This is a genomic window from Nocardioides sp. Soil796 (genome assembly GCF_001429525.1).
In the GTDB taxonomy this organism is placed as follows: Bacteria; Actinomycetota; Actinomycetes; order Propionibacteriales; family Nocardioidaceae; genus Nocardioides.
On sequence record NZ_LMSQ01000004.1, the window covers coordinates 73858 to 91365 of the forward strand.

Annotated in this window: 18 protein-coding genes and 2 pseudogenes; 9 read left to right on the top strand and 11 right to left on the bottom strand. The window is 68.4% G+C overall.

What is annotated here, in order from left to right; translation table 11 throughout:
- Positions 1-147: 147 nt before the first annotated feature.
- The 4 genes from ASH02_RS02410 (at position 148) to ASH02_RS25890 (ending at position 3024) form a co-directional block, all read left to right on the top strand.
- Positions 148-750, top strand: a complete 603-nt coding sequence (locus ASH02_RS02410; protein ID WP_057294233.1) for a biotin transporter BioY — start codon at positions 148-150, stop codon at positions 748-750.
- Positions 747-1577: a crotonase/enoyl-CoA hydratase family protein gene (locus ASH02_RS02415; RefSeq protein ID WP_235538957.1), complete on the top strand. Its 831-nt coding sequence runs from the start codon at positions 747-749 to the stop codon at positions 1575-1577. Before ASH02_RS02410 ends, ASH02_RS02415 begins: the two co-directional genes overlap by 4 nt.
- Before the next feature lie 36 nt (positions 1578-1613).
- Positions 1614-2573: a LysR family transcriptional regulator gene (locus tag ASH02_RS02420; protein WP_162262570.1), complete on the top strand. Its 960-nt coding sequence runs from the start codon at positions 1614-1616 to the stop codon at positions 2571-2573.
- A gap of 187 nt (positions 2574-2760) precedes the next feature.
- Positions 2761-3024 carry a hypothetical protein gene (locus ASH02_RS25890; protein WP_057294235.1) on the top strand — a complete coding sequence of 88 codons (264 nt, stop codon included), beginning with the start codon at positions 2761-2763 and terminating at the stop codon, positions 3022-3024.
- 354 nt (positions 3025-3378) lie between these two features.
- Here the strand turns inward: ASH02_RS25890 and ASH02_RS02430 are convergent, their stop codons facing one another.
- The gene (locus tag ASH02_RS02430; protein WP_057294236.1) at positions 3379-3648 is read right to left on the bottom strand and encodes a hypothetical protein; all 270 of its coding nucleotides are present in this window, start codon (positions 3646-3648) and stop codon (positions 3379-3381) included.
- A gap of 234 nt (positions 3649-3882) precedes the next feature.
- Here ASH02_RS02430 and ASH02_RS02440 point away from each other — a divergent pair.
- Positions 3883-5189, top strand: a protein-coding gene (locus ASH02_RS02440; protein ID WP_235538959.1) for an IS3 family transposase whose coding sequence is annotated in 2 segments (ribosomal slippage) — positions 3883-4162 and positions 4162-5189 — 1308 coding nt in all. Because the reading frame shifts where the segments join, the coding sequence is not laid out codon by codon here.
- A 35-nt stretch (positions 5190-5224) separates the two neighbouring features.
- A complete protein-coding gene (locus tag ASH02_RS02445) occupies positions 5225-5629 on the top strand; it encodes an MMPL family transporter (RefSeq protein WP_327152808.1) in 405 nt (134 codons plus the stop codon).
- Positions 5630-5689: 60 nt separating this feature from the next.
- Here the strand turns inward: ASH02_RS02445 and ASH02_RS02450 are convergent, their stop codons facing one another.
- Entirely contained in the window at positions 5690-6397 is a 708-nt protein-coding gene (locus ASH02_RS02450) for a hypothetical protein (RefSeq protein WP_156409689.1), read from the bottom strand.
- On the opposite strand from ASH02_RS02450, the pseudogene ASH02_RS27455 reads away from it, so the two are divergent.
- From ASH02_RS27455 to ASH02_RS26885, 3 genes and pseudogenes are all read left to right on the top strand, one after another.
- Positions 6396-7120 (top strand): annotated as a pseudogene (locus ASH02_RS27455) (ATP-binding protein). The gene ASH02_RS02450 and the pseudogene ASH02_RS27455 sit on opposite strands and share 2 nt — an antisense overlap.
- Positions 7121-7499: 379 nt before the next feature.
- Positions 7500-7628: pseudogene (locus ASH02_RS27460) on the top strand (helix-turn-helix domain-containing protein); the annotation flags it as partial.
- 113 nt (positions 7629-7741) lie between these two features.
- Positions 7742-8065, top strand: coding sequence for a hypothetical protein (locus tag ASH02_RS26885; protein WP_235538964.1), 324 nt, complete (start codon positions 7742-7744; stop codon positions 8063-8065).
- A 130-nt stretch (positions 8066-8195) separates the two neighbouring features.
- Here ASH02_RS26885 and ASH02_RS02465 read toward each other — a convergent pair whose 3' ends face one another.
- The 9 genes from ASH02_RS02465 to ASH02_RS02505 form a co-directional block, all read right to left on the bottom strand.
- Positions 8196-8903: a sensor histidine kinase gene (locus ASH02_RS02465; RefSeq protein ID WP_057294241.1), complete on the bottom strand. Its 708-nt coding sequence runs from the start codon at positions 8901-8903 to the stop codon at positions 8196-8198.
- Between the two features lie 274 nt (positions 8904-9177).
- Positions 9178-10716 carry an ATP-binding protein gene (locus ASH02_RS02470; protein ID WP_057294270.1) on the bottom strand — a complete coding sequence of 513 codons (1539 nt, stop codon included), beginning with the start codon at positions 10714-10716 and terminating at the stop codon, positions 9178-9180.
- 249 nt (positions 10717-10965) lie between these two features.
- Entirely contained in the window at positions 10966-12504 is a 1539-nt protein-coding gene (locus ASH02_RS02475; RefSeq protein WP_057294242.1) for an SCO6880 family protein, read from the bottom strand.
- The gene (locus ASH02_RS02480; protein WP_057294243.1) at positions 12501-13877 is read right to left on the bottom strand and encodes a hypothetical protein; all 1377 of its coding nucleotides are present in this window, start codon (positions 13875-13877) and stop codon (positions 12501-12503) included. The genes ASH02_RS02475 and ASH02_RS02480 overlap by 4 nt, the downstream gene beginning before the upstream one ends.
- Positions 13874-14692 (bottom strand): hypothetical protein, encoded by an 819-nt coding sequence (locus ASH02_RS02485; RefSeq protein WP_057294244.1) that lies wholly within the window; start codon positions 14690-14692, stop codon positions 13874-13876. The genes ASH02_RS02480 and ASH02_RS02485 overlap by 4 nt, the downstream gene beginning before the upstream one ends.
- A 1-nt stretch (position 14693) precedes the next feature.
- Positions 14694-15023, bottom strand: coding sequence for a hypothetical protein (locus tag ASH02_RS02490; protein ID WP_056689268.1), 330 nt, complete (start codon positions 15021-15023; stop codon positions 14694-14696).
- A 19-nt stretch (positions 15024-15042) separates the two neighbouring features.
- On the bottom strand, positions 15043-15981 hold the full coding sequence (locus ASH02_RS02495) for a hypothetical protein (protein WP_057294245.1): 939 nt from the start codon (positions 15979-15981) through the stop codon (positions 15043-15045).
- A complete protein-coding gene (locus ASH02_RS02500; RefSeq protein WP_057294246.1) occupies positions 15978-16226 on the bottom strand; it encodes a hypothetical protein in 249 nt (82 codons plus the stop codon). Before ASH02_RS02500 ends, ASH02_RS02495 begins: the two co-directional genes overlap by 4 nt.
- Before the next feature lie 77 nt (positions 16227-16303).
- Complete coding sequence (locus ASH02_RS02505) at positions 16304-17194, bottom strand: hypothetical protein (RefSeq protein WP_057294247.1); 891 nt, start codon at positions 17192-17194, stop codon at positions 16304-16306.
- Positions 17195-17508 lie beyond the last annotated feature (314 nt).

The following is a 17508-nucleotide window of genomic DNA, read 5'->3' on the forward strand; positions in this document are numbered from 1 at the left end:
CTCGGCCGACGCACCGGTTGGCCCTCTCGTACGGGCGTCGGCGCGGATTCTGCCGATTCGCGTTTCGGCATAGCAGTTATCGCAATTAGAACGTAACATGTGATGGGCGCCACGTCTACGGCCTTCCGTCAACATCAAGGAGATCTCATGAGCACCACCGCGATCCGCCCCACCTACTCCCCACACAGCGTCCTCGCCGACGTCCTGCCGCGCCATGCCGTCGTCGACGTTGCGGTCGTCATTTCCGGCGCCGCGCTGACCGGCCTGGCCGCACAGGTCGCCGTCCACACGCCCCTGTCCCCGGTCCCCTTCACCCTGCAGACGCTGTCGGTCCTGCTGGTGGCCGCTGCCGTAGGCCCGGTGCGCGCCGTGCTCACGATGGCTCTGTACCTGGGTGCCGGCGCGGCAGGTGTGCCGTGGTTCGCGCAGCACTCGAGCGGATGGGGTGGCCCGACCTTCGGCTACCTGCTCGGCTTCCTCGCCGCAGCCCTGCTGGTCGGAGCCCTGGCCCGACGAGGGGCCTCACGCAACGCACTGGCCACCGCACTCACGATGGTGGTGGGCAATGCCGTCGTGTACGCCGTCGGCGTCACCTGGCTGGCACTGTCACTGTCGCTGGACCTGTCCACCGCGCTCGAGCTCGGCCTGTGGCCCTTCCTCGTCGGGGACGCGGTGAAGCTGGCGGTCGCCGCCGCAGCCCTGCCCACCGCTTGGGCGCTCCTGGGGCGCCTGGATCGGCGCGCCCGTTGAGCCGCGACCCGAGCCAGGACCCACACCCGGGCCAGAACCAGGACCCGGACCAGGCCGAGCGACCACTGCTCGTCGAGCGGTTGACCGACGACCCGCGCGTCATGGTTCTGACCCTCAACAGGCCCGAGGCGAGGAACTCGGTCGACATGAGCCTCGCGCGGGCACTCTTCCAGGCACTCGCCGACTTCGACGCAGACCCGGACCTGCGGGTGGCGGTCCTCACCGGCGCCGGCAAGGGCTTCAGCGCCGGGATGGACCTGAAGGCGTTCGCGTCGGGCGATCTGCCGTTCCTCGAGGACGGTGGCTTCGCCGGACTCACGCGACGCCCTCCACGTAAACCGGTGGTCGCAGCGATCGAGGGATTCGCGCTGGCCGGCGGGCTGGAGATGGCCCTGGCATGCGACTTGATCGTGGCAGCCGATGATGCCCAGCTGGGCCTGCCGGAAGTACGGAGAGGACTCGTCGCCGCAGCTGGAGGACTGCTGCGGCTCCCCCACCGGATCCCGTGGCATGTCGCCGCCGAGGTGGCCCTGACCGGAGAGCCCATGAGCGCGGCGCGTCTGCACGAGGTCGGCCTGATCAACCGGCTGACCCCGCCCGGCGGCGCCGTAGAGGCTGCAGTCGCGCTGGCTGGCACCATCGCCGACAACGCACCGTTGGCCATCGAGACGTCGAAGACGATCCTCGCCCGTGCAGCGGAGGGCGGCTCCGACCTGACCTGGGACGAGCACGAGATTCTGACCCGTTCTGTGTTCGAGTCGCATGACGCACGCGAAGGGTCGCTCGCCTTCGCTGAACGGCGTCCGCCCCGATGGGCGGGGAGGTAGACCCGAGCCATGCCGGCCGAGTGCCAGAATGCCGACGTGGCGACTGACAAGCGCGTACCGCGCACAGCGAGCGAGGTAACTGCCGTCGCCTCATCGCGCCTGATCGACTCCCGACGGCTCCTCTACTTCATGCACGTCGCTCAGGGCAGAAGCTTCACGGCCGCCGAAGCAGCACTCGACATCGCCCAGTCCGCCCTGAGCCGCCAGATCCGGCAGCTCGAGACCGATCTGGGCACCAAGCTCCTGGAGCGCCGAGGACACGGGGTCGAGCCCACTGCGACCGGTCGTGTGCTCCTGCAGTACGCAGTCGAGGTGCTCGACCTCATGGGCACGGCGGTCGACGAGGTCCAGCAGTCCAAGCTCGGCCCCCGCGACAGGGTGTCGCTGGCGGTGTCCCGGCCGTTCTCCACCACCTACGTCCCCGACGTCCTGATGCGCTTTGGCAAGGAGTACCCGCACATCCACGTCTCGGTGTTCGAGGCTTCCAGCGGCCAGGTGTACGAAATGTTGACGAGCGGCGCAGTCGACCTCGCAGTCGTTCTCGTGCAGGCGAACTCACCCAAGATCTCGACGACGAAGCTCTTCGACGAGGCACTTCTTGTGACCGGACGCAGCGACAACCCCGACCTGCAGCAGGAGGTCGTCAAGCGCGCCGACCTCGCCGGCCTCGAGCTCATCTTGCCCGCGGCGCCCTTCGGGACCCGCGGCATCTTGGAGCGCTACTTCGAGGACGGAGACCTCGAGATCGACCCCGGGCTGCGCTTCGACAGCGTGTCCCTGATGAAGGAGATGATCCGTCGCGAGGGGTACAGCGCCATCCTCCCCGAGAGTGCCTGCGTCGCCGAGCTCGCGTCCGGTGAGTTCGTAGCGCGGCCCCTCAAACCCAGCTTGCAGAGGACCCTGCGCCTCGCGCACCTGCGCGACAAGCGTCAGTCCGAAGCACTCACCGCGCTGCGTGAGACGCTCCTGTCCGTCGTGATGGAGCAGAGCGCTTGAGCGAGTTCTGCTCAGCCGTGCACCGACGAGGTCATCTGTTGCATGGCCGGGGATCGACTCCAGGTCGCCCTGACCCGTAGGCGCCCGCCTGATTGCCCAGACCGTTGTACCATGCACGAGTTCATCGAGATGTGCGGAGTCCTCGGCGGGTGAGCTACCGGTAGCAGGCCCGATCTTCCAAGCGTCGGTGGAGCTGCAGGAAACGGAGTTCGAGCGCGACACGATCGCGGCGACCGCCTCCACGCTGGATCCCGAGCCGCCCGTGTCTGGATGGTGCTGGCTGCTCCCTCCGGTGTACTGGCAGCTGTCGCGGCGGCGGAGCCGCCGTCAGCGAGATGCCGTGTTCATGGCGCTCACGCCCGACCAGCGCGAACAGTTCGCGGCGTTCATGGCCAAGGCCTTCGGATGGTCGATGGTCGCGACGGGAGCCTTCTTCATCGCACTCAAGTAGACCTTCGAGTTCGTCGAGGCCTACCCACAAGTGCTGCTCGCTGACCCACATGGCGACCAAGTCCAGCCACGCCCATAGCTCAGACCGCATCTGGCCGGTGCAAGAGGCGGGGTCCCATGGCCGCGGCATCTGTGCCAGCAGGTCCAACTCCTCGTCGGCCGGCGGCTCGACCACGGCATGCTGCAACTGCTGCATTGCGGCGCGGAGCGTTGGCCCTGGCTTCGGAAAGGGACGCACCATCAGCCCGACGAGCGGCATCATCTGGGTGCCATTCGGCGCACGGGCCTCACCCGCTGGACGGGATGCAGCCGAAGGGGGTGTGGTGATCTCAGGAGTCATCGGTTGCTCTTGGCTCTACTTCGGCATCCCGAGCCGCTGCTTGGTCCGCGAGGTTGTCTCGGTCGGCAACTTGGGCTCGGCATGCAGCAAGTGGGTGCTCTGTACGGCCTCGTCGTCGCCGTGGGCGGCGAGCCGGGCAAGCTTCTGCGCGGCCAAGAGTTCTTTGCCTCGCTTGCCGTCGATGCACCGGTGCAGGTCCGCGATGATGGGGTCGTACGTTTCGGCCAGCACCAGGGCCCTGCGCTGCTCGATGCGGCGAAGCTCGGCAGGTTCGAGGATCGGCACCCTGCGCTGGTCGAAGGATCGGTCCAGCGCGCCGAACCACTCGCGGCCTCACCGCGAGAACCCAAGGAACCGTCCCCGAGACGGGGGCCGGCAGCAGGCCGGAGGAGTAAGCGTTGCGATGGGGTACATCCTGTGCAGCGGATCCGTGGCAGGTGGTCTCGACCTCAACACGGCGGCTTCTAGTGAATCGCCCCGGGTCTGATGGAGGCTCTCAATCCATGCAGGATGAGAGTCATGGCAGCACCCAGGAAGTACCCCGACGAGCTGCGTGAGCGCGCCACCAGGATGGCCGTTGAGCTCCGCCAGGACCCAGCGACGAAGCAGGGCGCGATCGCGCGGGTCGCTGAGCAGCTCGGTATGCATCCCGAGACCCTGCGCAACTGGGTCCGCCAGGCCGAGATCGACGGCGGTGTCCGGCCGGGCACGACGACCAGTGACGCACAGCGGCTGGCCGAGCTTGAGCGGGAGAACCGCGAGCTGCGACGGGCCAATCACATCTTGCGGACGGCGTCGGCTTTCTTCGCGGCGGAGCTCGACCGCCCCACCAGCAGGTAGTGGCCTACCTCGACGCCCATCGCCACGACGTGGTCGATGGGCGCGAGGTCGGGGTCGAGCCGATCTGCACTGTGCTGAAGCACGCCGGCGTGCAGATCGCCCCGAGCGGCTACTACGCAACGAAGACCCGGCCGCCGTCCGCGCGGTCGGTACGCGACGCTGGGCTGGTCGAGGACATCAAGGTTGCCCATAAGGCCAACCTGGGTGTCTACGGTGCGCGCAAGATCCATGCCGAGCTCAACCGCGAAGGCATCCCGGTCGCTCGGTGCACCGTCGAGCGCCTTATGCGCCAGGAGGGCCTACGTGGCATCCCGCGAGAGAAGACCCGCAAGACCACCATCGGCGATGGTGCGGAGACCGAGCGGCCCGAGGACCTGGTCAAGCGGAAGTTCGTCGCGACCGGTCCGAACCAGCTGTGGGTGGCGGACCTCACCTACGTCCGCACCCACGCCGGCTGGACCTACGTCGCGTTCGTCCTCGACGTCTTCAGCAGGATGATCGTCGGCTGGCAGGTGTCCACCAGCCTGCGCACCGACCTCGCACTCGACGCCCTCGACATGGGCCTGTGGACCCGGCAGCGGGCGGGCCAGGACGTCACCGGCCTGGTCCACCACAGCGACCGCGGAGTTCAATATCGAGCAATTCGGTACACCGAGCGGCTCGCCGAAGCCGAAGCCGTCGCGTCGGTCGGATCACGGGGCGACAGCTATGACAACGCAATGGCTGAGGCGCTCAACTCGCTGTTCAAAGCCGAGTGCATCCGCAACCACGTCATGCGCCCCAAGGGCGGCTGGAAGTCCGTCGGTGACGTCGAGATCGCGGTCGCCGAGTACGTCGACTGGTTCAACCACCGGCGCCTTCACGGCGAGATCGGGCTCGTCCCACCCGCCGAGTTCGAGACCAACCACTGGGCCACTCAGCAGGCAAGCATCACGCCCGAGCACTACCCTCAGACACCCGTCCCGATCGGGGCAGGTTCCAAGTAACCGAGCCTCCACGAAACCCGGGGCGATTCAGCGTCCTGTACGGACTCGCGATGGACTACCAGGTCTTCCTGGTCTCCTCGATGCGGGAATCCTACGTACACGGGGACCGCGGCAGCGACGCTGTTGTCCACGGTTTCAACCGGTCCAGCCGCGTCGTCGTAGCTGCTGCGGTCATCATGGTCTCGGTCTTCGCCGGATTCGTGTTCAACGGCGACCCGATGGTAAAGCAGATTGGCTTCGCACTGGCCGTCGGCATCCTCATCGACGCCTTCGCCGTCCGCATGACATTGGTTCCCGCCGTCATGGCGATGTTCGGCGACCGAGCCTGGTGGCTCCCTCGGTGGCTCGACCGGGTCCTGCCGGACCTCGACGTCGAAGGCGACAAGCTTCTCCAGGCACTAGAGGCGAATGCACGCTCAGCCACGCAGGCCGACTCCTGACAGGACCCCCACCGATCGCAAGCGGGGGCGGCGCGGTAGCGCGCCGCCCCGGTTCCGCGATCATTGCGTCAGCAAGTCGGCCTCGTCGAGGGCTTCGGTGGCAAGTTGTCGACCCAGAGCGATCATTTCCGTCGCATCTTGGAACTCCAACATGCGGCAGGCCGCCGTGGGGACCGTGATCAAAACGTCCGGTGGATAGCTCGCCAGTCGGTACCTGACCACGACGCGCTGAAGCGCTCCAAGCGAGAGCTCCATGACGTTCCTCGTGCGCAACCCAGGCGGCAGGACCCCGAAAACCTCCGCTACAACTTCCTCGACTGCTTCCTCGGCCGCCTCCTGGACGGGACCCCCGTCGGGGCCCTGCCGGCTGCTGCCCCCACGGGCGTGCGTGATCCGACCGGCGAGGCGGCCGATCGCGTCGCGATCGAGGACCTGCCCAGCGATGCGCTGAAAGCGTTCGAGCCACTCCTCGGTGGGCCGTTGCTGCGCGGTGTCGCGAACCGGGCTTGTACCCAACAAGCCCGGACTTTCCTCCGAGAGTGACACCGCCACAGTTGCGTTGGCCTTGGCCGCGGTGGTCGCCGCGACCGGAATCGGATTCAGCAGACCACCGTCGGCAAGTAGCCGACCATGGATCACGACCGGTGAGATGAAAGGTTGGTAGGGCAATGGAGGCTCGGATGGCCGCATCCAGGGGCCCTTCCTGAAACCCAGACCTCCTTCTTGGGCGAGGAGGTCTGTGGCGACCGCGGTGAACGGCACAGGCATGTCCTCGTTGCGGCTGCCGCACATCCGTCGCCACGCACCCGAGGTCGTTGCGACCGCGAAGCCCCAACGCTGGGAGCCCGCCGAGGTGTTGAATGCGCTGTTCGCCGAGGAGGTCGCCGGCCGGGAGCGCTCCGCACTGCCAGCCGCAGAGAGGCCGCGGGGTTCCCGACCGGGAAGACCCTCGACGCGTGGCAGCCCGAAGTTTCTTCGATCCCAGCCCCGACCCAGCAGGCGCTGCGCACCTCGGAATGAGTCCACCGTCGGGAGAACCTCCTGGTGTGCGGGCCGTCGGGGACCGGGAAGACGTTCCTGCTGGAGGCCCCTGGGCAACAGGCCGTCGAGGAAGGGTTGAAGGTCGCCTGGTTCACCCTGAAAGACTTCGGCGTCCTCCTGCGGCGCCATCGTGCCGACGACACCGTGTCGAAGGCGATCGCCCGAGTGCTGCGAGCCGATCTGGTCATCGTCGATGACATCGGCCTGCTGCCGGATGCCGCGGACGCGACCGAGGGGCTCTACCGGCTCGTCGATGCCGCCGATGACAAGCGCTCGGTCGCGATCAGCTCGAACCTGCATCCCTCCGGGTTCGATGAACTCATGCCCAAGACGCTGGCCACCGCCACGGTCGACAGACTCCTGCACCACGCCCACGTCTGTCAGACCAGCGGCGACAGCGTGCGACTCACCCAAGCACTCGCCGGCCAGGGGGTGAGCCCGTTGAGTTGACCATCCCGGGTCGGTGGTGGACCGCAGCCGCTTGGGCAGACCCTGTGGCCACCACCGGGCAGATCTCGTGGCCGTCAGCGGGCAGATTTCATGTCCGCCACTGGGCAGTTCCTACTGTCCCTTGACACTGCGGCCGTACTACACGTGTCGCCCTGCCTCTCCTACGCCGGTGCGGGGTGAACGGCGACGCCGTCGGCAGGCCACTGCTCTACCTTCAACGTGATGCCTCGGGCGGATGGATTCGAACTGTGTGTCGCTTTCATCCGGCCTGCTGATCCAGGATCAGGTCATCGGCATGCCAATCCGAGGTGGTCGATCAGGGAACGGGAGGACTCGCTTCGTGCCTGAAAATGTGAGCTCCGTCCGCGCGGCGCGGCGCATGGCAACGGGTCGCCGCATCGTGCGGGCAGCCAATGAGCTGACCATCGAGCGAGGGCTCGACGGCTGGACGATGGACGACCTCGCCGAACAGAGCGCTGTTGCCAGGCGGACCCTCTTCAACTATTTCGCCACGAAGGTCGACGCAGTCCTCGGGGCAGCCGACCTCCATCTACCGGTCAAGGAACTCGAAGTGTTCCGTGCAGGGGGCCTAGCGGTGTCCTCTTCCGAGACTGCTTGGTCGTGGCTCGCGCAGTCATCGCGCGCGAAGACTTCAGGGTCCACGATGTCGGTCTTCGACGCCAGGCAATGGTTACGGACCCCCGCCTACTCGTGTACGCTCATGAGCGTTTCGAGCAGCTCGGCAGCCAGGGGATCGAGCACATCATCGCCCGCGAGGGGCAAGAATTCGACCCCGTCAAGGCCCGATTGCTCGTCCGGCTGGTAGTCGCCGTCTTCGACACCTGCCTCGATTCGCTGGCCGACTGGACCGAAGGCACGGAGGTGCGCCCGGTCGTCGAGATCTTCGACGAGGTTGCCGGAGCCACCCGGGACCTAGTCACTTGAAGCGTGTGACTTCCACTGGGGGTGTCTCTGCAGCACCATGACGCTGACGGAGCTCAAGGCTCTTCCGCGGAGCCGTCGTCATGCACCTCATCGCGGACAGACCAGCCCGGGTGATCCTCCACCACCCCGCTCAACTCACGAGCTGGGCGTTTCGCAGGTAGGTCCGGGAGCGGTTCAGCGGGCCGCCGGCGCGGCGACGCATGTTGTTCAGGCCGCTCTCCTGGATGTCCTCGGGCAGGCCGCGGCCGTCGTCGGAGATCCGCAGCTGGACCTGCTCGCCGGCGCTGAGCTCCAGGTCGACCGCGCTCGCCTCCGCGTGCCGACTTGCGTTCGACAGCGCCTCGCCGAGCACCGCCAGCAGGTGCGGGGCGACGTCGTCAGAGAACCAGGGTCCGGACGGGCCGTCGAAGCGCAGCGCCAGCCGGAACTTCAGGGTGCCGGCCGCGCGGTCGACGATCCGGGTCACCTCGGCCTTGATGTCGGACGTGGCCTCGAGCGACCCGAGCGCGAAGATCGTGCGCCGGATCTCCTTGATCGTCGCGTCCAGCTCGTCAACCGAGGTCTCCAGCCGCTGCGCGACTCCGGGCGGTCCACGAGCCGGGCCGCGCCCTGGAGCGTCAGGCGCGACCGCGAACAGCCGCTGGATGACCACGTCGTGCAAGTCGCGGCCGATCCGGTCCCGGCCGTCGAAGACCACCCGTCGCTGCTGGTCGGAGCGGGCCCGCGCCACCTGCAGCGCGAGGGTCGCGTGCTCCGCGAAGCTCGCCCAGAGCTTGGCCTCGACCTCGTGGTGCAGGTCCGCCCGCTCGGGAATCCAGGCCAGCCGAGCGCACCACAAACGGCGTGGCCAAGCGCGCTACGGCGCTTCAAAGATGGCTACACGACGGCAGTTCCGAATGCCGAACCCCCAGCGGTGAAGCCGCAGGCCGGCCTGCTCGCCGCTACTCACGCGTTCCGTATGCCCCGCCCGGAGAGGTTCTCGGTGACGGCTGCCTATTGGGGACGGGACACGCGTCCACAACGCCCTCTCCGAACCTGAGTGCGCTCCTCGGGTCGAGGCCGTTGCGTATGCTCAGGTTCGTCGCAGAAACCGTCAAAATTCGCGCGAACTTCTAAAGAGCCGGGTCGATCGCGTCGTTGGTGTACGTGAGCCGCCTTTCGAGAGGCGTGAGCAGCGTCTGCACCTTGTACCGCTGGTCGCCGACCATCCACAGGGCGCGGCCCTTCTCCTGCATCGCCCAGTTCGTGATGACGGACTGCTGCATCTCCGAGAGCCCCATCAGACGGCCGAGCTCGTCGGCGACCGACTCGTCCTGACCCATCAAGATCCGCACGTCGGAGAGGTTGAGCAGGTCCTTGGCGATCTGAGCGGCCTGGCTGCCCTCGTCGCCGGCCGAGAGCGGGTCGGAGGGCTTGTGGTAGGTCACCAGCTGGATGTCGCCCTCGGTGCGGGAAAGCCGCAGGTTGGCGTCCAGCGCCATGACCGCGTCCAGCGACAGCCGGGTCTGCAGCCACGCCTCGTCTCGGAGCACGATCCTCCGATCACCTGCCGATGCGGTCTCCCGCATGCCCTGACCCCAGGAGTTGAGGCACATCAGCGCGATGCCCACGGCGACCTTGTTGCCGGTCTCGTGAAGCGAGCGCAGCGACAGCGTCTGGATCGGTGCACGCCAGTCGGGGTTGAAGGTCGACTCGGTGTCGAACATGCCCTGCAGCGATCCCTCGCACAGCGCACCCAGCGCGTCGCGCAGCGGCCGGGTGCCGTCGTAGAAATCCTGCTCGGTGGCGTAGCGGCAGTCCGCGACCAGGTCTTTCGTGGGCGAGTCCAGTGCTGCCCACACCTGCGGGATGGTGACCGGCTTGAGCCGGGAGGCGCCAACAGACCAGCCGGTCAGGTGCCGCAGCACCTTGTTGATGACCCGCTCCTCGGTCGGGGTGAACGTCACGCCCTGGGAGCCGATCAGGCCCCGGATCAGGAACAGCCAGCGGTTGAAGATCACGTTCGCGCGGCGGTGCTGCTCCTCGCGGGTCTGCTTGTCCCAGTCCACGCCGAGCGGGCCGAGGTCGAGGGGGTTGATCCGGCCCGCGAGACCGGGGCCGATGCGGAACGGGTCGACGCCGAGGAACCGAGCGAGGTCCTCGTACTCGTCCTTGACGTCGCCGAGCACCAGGGACCGGTAGCCGTATCGGATCATCCGGAGCATGAACGCCTTGACGGTCGCGGACTTCCCGCGGCCCGGCTTGCCGAAGATGAAGATGTTGGGGTTGGTGACCGGGATCGAGTCGTCGAGCACCCAGCCCATCGGGTCGCAGTAGAACTTGCCGCCCGAGAGGACGTCGTATCCCATCTCGGCACCCCACGGCGGCAACCCGTCACCGGAGATCAGAGGCCACAGGACCGGGGTCTCCTCCGAGGTCATCTGATAGCCGGCCAGCGGCGGCATCGTGGCCGCCCACCCATGCCCCATCCGGCGTACGCCGTTGGGCTTGACGGAACCGGGGAACAGCTTCTCGGCCGGGGGATCCGCGACCGGAGCCTCCTTGCGCGGCATCGTGGTCCCGAAGTCCGACAGCAGGTCGTCGATCGTCCGCGACGACGGCTGCGGGGTCTTCGAACGACCACCACGAGCGCGGGTCTTGGTCGCCGCCACGCTCACCACTCCCCCGTCGTCACGCGCGTCGAGGGGTGCGTGGTCGCCATGGCGTGCAGGCGACCGACCAGCGGCGGTCGCGCCGCGCTCAGGTCCGAGGGGTTCCTCGATCGCGTCGACATCACAGGGGTCTCCTTCGGCAGGGCGGATTGGTGCTCCATGCCTGGAGAAGCAACAGCCCGGCCGCCAGATCGGACATCTGACGACCGGGCGTTTTCAGGCCGGGCCGGAGTCTGCGCGCTTCTCGGGTTAGCGGCGCTTCTTCGGCAGGCCTGCCCCCAGCGGGATCGCGGACACGGCGAAGGCCGCGTCGTGTGCCCCGTCCAGAGGGAGTGGGGTGAAGCCGCTGATGCGGATCGAGGCGTCGAGACGGCGGCCGAAGTCCTGGATGTTCCATCCTGCCGGAACCGTGACTGAGACCGCCGAGGACACCTTGACCAGTGAGCGACCCATCTCGAGCTTCTCGTCGCGCTCGTGCAGCTTGCCGACCGACTGGCGGTCCTTGGCCCGTTCGACCTTGCCGGCTTTCTCGCGCAGCGTGCCGGCCATCACCGCTGACATCTGCGCCCGGCCGGTGGCCCGGTCGGCCGCCTGCTGCGAGACCGGCCGGTAGAACACCGTCAGTGCGCGCCGCTCGCCGGGCTGGGATGGGACCAGCACCCGCGCCAGCGCACCCATCCGGGCGCCTTTGCGGGGCAGCAGGATGGTGGAGGAGATCGACTCCCACTCCCCGTGCCGGTAGGACCGCAGCGCGGTCGACGCGTTCGTCGGACCGGCGGCGCCAAGCGGGACACCGGCCGCGATCGCCGGGTCTTCGCGGTGGTGGATCGCCGCGTCCGCGAGCGCGGGCGCATCACCGGGCTCGAAGCCGGTGCGGATCGCCACTGCGAGCTCGGAGCTGTCGAGCCAGTTCACCCGGGTGCAGCCGATCGACCCGGTTAGTCGGGCCTCGACCTCGGCCAGCACCGAGTACAGGATCCTCGCCCGGCCCATCACGCCTCGCCCAGCGCGCTTGGCGTCCTTGTTGATGACGTCCTCGCGAACCACCACGGTAACGAACGCCTCGCGGCGCACAGCCGCGCCGGCGGTCATCGACTCCAGTTGGGCGTTGACCCGGGCTGAAACCTCGGGCTCGTCGGGGCGCGCGTTGTGACGCACCCACTCGTCGCGCTCGGTGCCGTCGTCGGGGATGGTGCGGACCTGAACCACGACTAGGTCGATCTGGTTGCCGGCGGTCGCGGCCTCCATCATCTCGGTGAGGCCGGCGCCCATGCGGAACCGATCTGCGTCGTCGCTCATCCCGATGCCGGGGTGGACGACCCGCGCGGTGGCCGCCCACGTGCGGGTTGCGTGGTTCTGGATGATCGCCGGGCGTGCGGTCTGTCCGGTCATCGGCGGGCCGTCGTGGATCTGGATGCTGGACAGGATGCCGGGCAGGTCCGCCTCGCCCGCGTCGCCGTCGTCCTCATCGTCGTCGGCGTCCCCGAGGTCGAGGTCGCCGGCGGCGGCCTTGGACTGGAACCGGGACCAGCCGAACGCTGCCCCGGCCAGGTGCCGGAACAGGACGCCGATCCACTGGAAGGCCGAGTGGCCTCGGATCGGTAGGCAGGTCAGTAGCGCAACCACGCCCCACATCGGGACGAGGCCGAGCAGTGCGAGCCACTGCCCGATGGCGATCGCCATCCAGGTCGGGAACCCGGCGGCCAGCACCATGAAGAACTGGGGGCCGGTGAGCCCGAAGAGCCAGGCCTGCCGGTCACGGGTCGCGGATGCTCCGTAGACACTCATGCGATGAATGCTCCGTCCTCAACTGCGGCCTGGGCCTCGGGTGGAATGTCGTTGGCGACGCCGTCGCCGTTGGTGTCGTTGAGGGGCCGGAGCTTCTGTCCCTGCTGTCCCTGACGTTTCTGCTTGGGGGTGTGGTCGGTCGGGTAGTAGCCCTGGTTGCCGATGCCGGACTGGCCGAGCACGTCGACGCTCATCGAGGCGCCGGCCTGGGCGACCTTTCCGGTCTTCTCCATTGCCCCGCCGACGACCCCGCCGACCTTGCCGCCGAGCTTCTTGAACCCCGAGGACTGGAACCGGTTCGCGGTTTCAGCGTCAGCACCGTTCTCTGAAGTAGTGCGGCCGTCCGAGGCGGTCTCGCTGGCAGCACCAGAGCCGGACGCCTGGGCGCCGGCGCCCTTGCCCTTCAAGAGCCCGGCGACGCCGCCGTTGGCGTCCATCGTCGACCGGAACGAGGCACCCGAAGCGGTGCCGGGGTCGACGAAGGCCAGCAGCCGGAACAACACCAGCGGCATGAAACAGGCCACCAGCATGATGATCGACCCGACCACGGACATGCCGATGTTCTCCGACGTCGAGGAGAAGTGCAGCGCCTTCTCAGCGGGGCTCTGCTCCTCGCCGTCGGGCATGCCGGCCCAGGCGAACTGCGTGCCCATTCCCACCACCAGCGCCAGCAGCGGCTCCATCAGCACGCAGGCCAAGAACCAGCGGATCGACTTCCACATCCACGACTTCGTGCCCTCCGACAGCGCTCCCGCCGCCGCCATGGGCATGGTGGCCACCAGGATCAGCAGTGCCGCCGAGCGCACCATCATGATCACCATGTGACCGAAGGACGCCGGGATCAGGATGAACAGCGCACAGATCCCGAGCGTGGCTGCCTGGGTCGTGCCCGAGACGCGGTCCACGAACCCGTCGCCAGCCGCGTAGCCAGAGAAGCTGTCGACACCGAGCAGCGTGTCCAAGATGCCCTTGGTCAGACCGGAGGCGGCGGCGATGAACCCAGCGCTCACGGTGATCCAGCACGACAGGACGACGCCGTACTGGACCACGCCGGCCGCCAGGGTGCCGAACCCACGGCCGTCCTGCCGGAGAACCGCGAGGCCGATCTGGCCGAACGCCATCACTAAGGCGATCACCAGGGCGATCCACAAGGTGACCGAATACAACTTGGCTAGGTCGGGGTCGGCGACGTTGGGGGTGAAGTTGTCGATCAGTCCGAAGGCGGTCTTGAGCAGCCACAATGCGCCCGACCAGATCGACATCATCATCGACGTGAACCCGTCGGCCAGGCCCTCCTTGGCCTTGTCCCCAAGCCAGTTCAAGGGGTTGAGGTCGATCATGGGGACGACGCCCGCAACGGTCTGCGTGCTCATGACTGCGGCACCTCCAGCCACTCGTAGCCGGCGTCGAAGGAGGCCTGGGAGCCGGGCCACAGCGACGGTGCCGGTGCCGGCTCCTCGCCCTCGCCGATCACCCACCGGCCGTCCTGCCACACCATGCGCTGGCAGTCGGCGGCCGCGACCTGCTGCGGCTGGCCCGACGCGGTGGTGGCGGTGATGATGAAGTTGATGCACGGAATGACGAAGTCGTCACCGACCGTGCCCTTGATGAACCCCATCTTCGGCTCTGCGCCGATCGTGATCGTGTTCTGAGCCTCCGAGGACATTCCGGCCGACTCCAGGAGTGCGGCCAAGCCCTGCACACCCGACCAGCTCTCGGCCGTCGGACCACCGGGCGCGGCCCACGCAGTGATGACCTCCTGGGCCACTCGAACCGACGCGGAGGTCAAGGCGGTCGTGTCGATCGCGGCCAGCTGAGCCAGGGCGCCCTCCGGCGTGTGCGGGAACCCGGTCGCAACACCGACCTCCCCCACCTCCATCGGTGCCGGGATCTCGAGTGTGCCGGTCTCGCCCGACGACAGACTTCCGGGCTGGGCGGCCTCCAAGGGCGCGTCGGGCAGCTGCTTGTCGGCGAGCTGGTCCTGGGCGGACTGTGCCGAATCGGACCCGGTTTCGTCGCCGGACGAGGAGCCGGTGAGCATGCTGACCACCGACCACACGCCGCCCGCCGCCATGGCGAGTACGACGACAGCCACGGCCCCCAGCAGGATCTGGAGCCTGCGGCGGGTCCATTCGGTGTCGGGGTCAACCAGCTTTGACTGGTAGACGTGTCGGGTCCGGGTGATCATGTCAGCAGCCGTTCCCGACGATGCCGTTGAGGATGGCGTAGATGCAGACGAACGCGATCGCGCCGATCACGGTCCAGAACAGCCCCGAGGCGCCGATCTGAGCGGCCCGGCCCATCTGGCCGAACTTCCCCACGATCAGCGCCCCTGACGAGGCGAAGCCGGCGCCGATGATGATGGCGATCACGCCGTACTTGACCCACCCGAGGATGTCGTTGACGTACGGCTTGACTCCGGTCGGGGCCTGAGCGCACACGTCGCCGACGCCTTCGGCCTTGATGTTTCCCGCGGCCGCGATCTGGATGGCGACCTCCGAGATGGTCTCGATGATCATGTCTTCTCCTTCTTTCCTTTCAGGTCCGGTTCGCCGTCAGCGGGCCGGTGATGGTGGTGATCCGCTCCAGCAGGCGCAGGGAGGGGCTTGTGAGCTGCTTGGGCAGCGGGTCGGGGCCCAGACCAGGCAGGGCCTTGGCGGGCAGCAGCGGCGCGAACAGAACGGCCTCCTGCTGTCGAGCTACACGCAGCAGCCGGCCGGCGGGGGCGAACTCGCGGTCGCTCCAGCGGGCCGCGCCCACGACGACGACCACGACCCCGTCGCGGGTGAGCTGGTCCTCGAGATTCGCCAGCGCGGCCTCGGTCTGGCTCAGCGCCAGTCCATGCGGCCGGGTCACCAGGACCTCCGCGCGTGACGGCGTTGTGGCGACCCAGGAACCCGCCCCGGAGGCGGCGAGCTCACGCATCGACCAGCCGGCGTCCAGAACCGTCAGGTCGACGCCGTCCACCGACCGTGGGCTGGGCACCTCCCCGGGCATCCGGACCGGTTCCTCGACGCGGTCGATCAGCACGCCGTCGCCGCGGCGGCCGCGGCGCCATCCCTCGGCGGCGCCGAGCTCGGTGACCGTGGCGCCCAGCAGTCCGGACCACGCCGGGGCGGCCGCATCAAGCACACGGGTGCGGATACCGGCGGCGTCTGCGACATCGGCCAGGGCGAGGGCGATCGTCGAGGCCCCGGCGCCAGCGTTGGCGGCACGCACCCGCACCAGCGGCCCGGCCCCCGTCGACACCGCCGCCGTGGCGCCCGGGCTCGGCGTGTAGCCGTCACCACGGGGGGCACGGTCACGCTCCCCCTCGGTCGCGGCGGTCACTTCGAGGGTCGCCTGCGGGTCCTGGTCCTCGGCCGTCTCCGGTGTCGAGGGTCGAGTGGCCGGGGTGGCGAACTTGCCGGCCGCCAGTGCGGCGGCGGCAGCCCGCAGCTCGCGGGTGGAGTACCGGGTCGCGGTGCTGGTGCTCATCGGGTCGCCTCGATCCGGGCTGCCCGGAGCCGCAGCGCTTCACGGAGAACGGCGGCGGGGGTGTTGCGCAGCACTTCGCGTGCCTCCGCGGCCTCCTCAGCGTCGGCGCGCAGACGCGCAATCATCCGCTCCATGTCGGACAGCGCGTGGTCGACGCTGTGGTCGGCCACCACGTCCAGCAGCTGCGCGACGACCTCGGGGGTCGGCTCGGAGGCCGTGACTGCGGTGTGTGCCTGCTCGCTCATGTTTGGAGAAGCAACCGCGCCCTGTCCGGATCGGACAGGGCGCGGCAAAGTTCTTCGAAGAATGCTGACCGAGGTGCTCAGGCGATGGCGGCCAGGTACTTCGGGGCGGCGTCCCGCAGCCGCGCGGCGGTGCGGTCGCGGCGACGCCGGATCGTCCGCATCGCGACGCCGCGGCGCTCGCCGACGACCCGCTGGGCCTCCTCGCGGGCCATGCCGTCATTCTCCGCTGCGAGGAGCTCGATGAGCAGGTCGATCTCCTCGGTGTCGATCACGCCGACCTCGCGCGCCCAGGTGAGCAGGTCGGCCAGGTCCTCGACCGGGTCCTCGACGTCGGGGCCCGCGAGGATCAGGTCGCGGTCCTGGTCGGAGCGGCCCGCGCCGTCGGTATGGCTGCCGAGCACCAACGAGTTGTTCGTCTCGGTCCGTGCGTCCAGAGAGGTCGTGGCGACCCGGGAGACCATGCCGGCGGCCGGTCGGCTGAGACGCTGTCGGGTGCGCCGCAGCAGGTAGGTGGCCGCGTGGCAGTCCACCTGCGGCTCAGCTCCCTTGACCTCCTCCCACACCGTCGCGTTGACGTCGTCGATCTCGCACACGTCGGTCAGGGTCATCGCCACCCGGTTCACACCCTCCTCGAGCAGCACCGCCGCGGCCAGCGCGGCGTCGTCGTCATCGCCTCCGCGGCGGGACCCGAGGGCGGTCAGGCCGGCGACGACCTGGTAGCAGCGCTCGTCGCGCCGACGCCATCCTTCCCGTGCCTCCTCGAGGCTGGCGAACCCGGCCAGCCGGGGCTCAACCTGCTGCCACTTGGCCCACTTCCCGGAGCGCTCCAGGCTGCTGATGACCGAGGTCGCCAGGGCGCTTTGGGCCTTGCGCCGCTGGTGCTGGCCGTCGCTCCAGGACAGACGAGGGGTCGGGATCTGGGATGCGGCGCCGATGGTGACTTCGTGGGCGGGGTGATTGGCCGACATGGCGGTCCTCCGAGAGAGGCGATCAGGACGCGCCTACTGCAGAACCGACCCCTCACCACCTCGCTCACCACAGCGCTCACCACACCCCCGGACCGGCCCGGTGACCGCTCACCACACCCGCTCACCAAACGCAAAACCGCAGGTCAGAGCCGGTGAGGCCACTCACCAGTTCCCGCCGAGAAAAAGTCAAAAAAGTTCGTCCGAACGGTTGCGGACACCCCTGTGGGCGACCAGAAAACGGGCTTCGGCCTGTCCGTGGCCATGAAAAAGTCCCCACTGGTGGCCAGGTCGAGGTCCCCACTGGTGGCCAGATA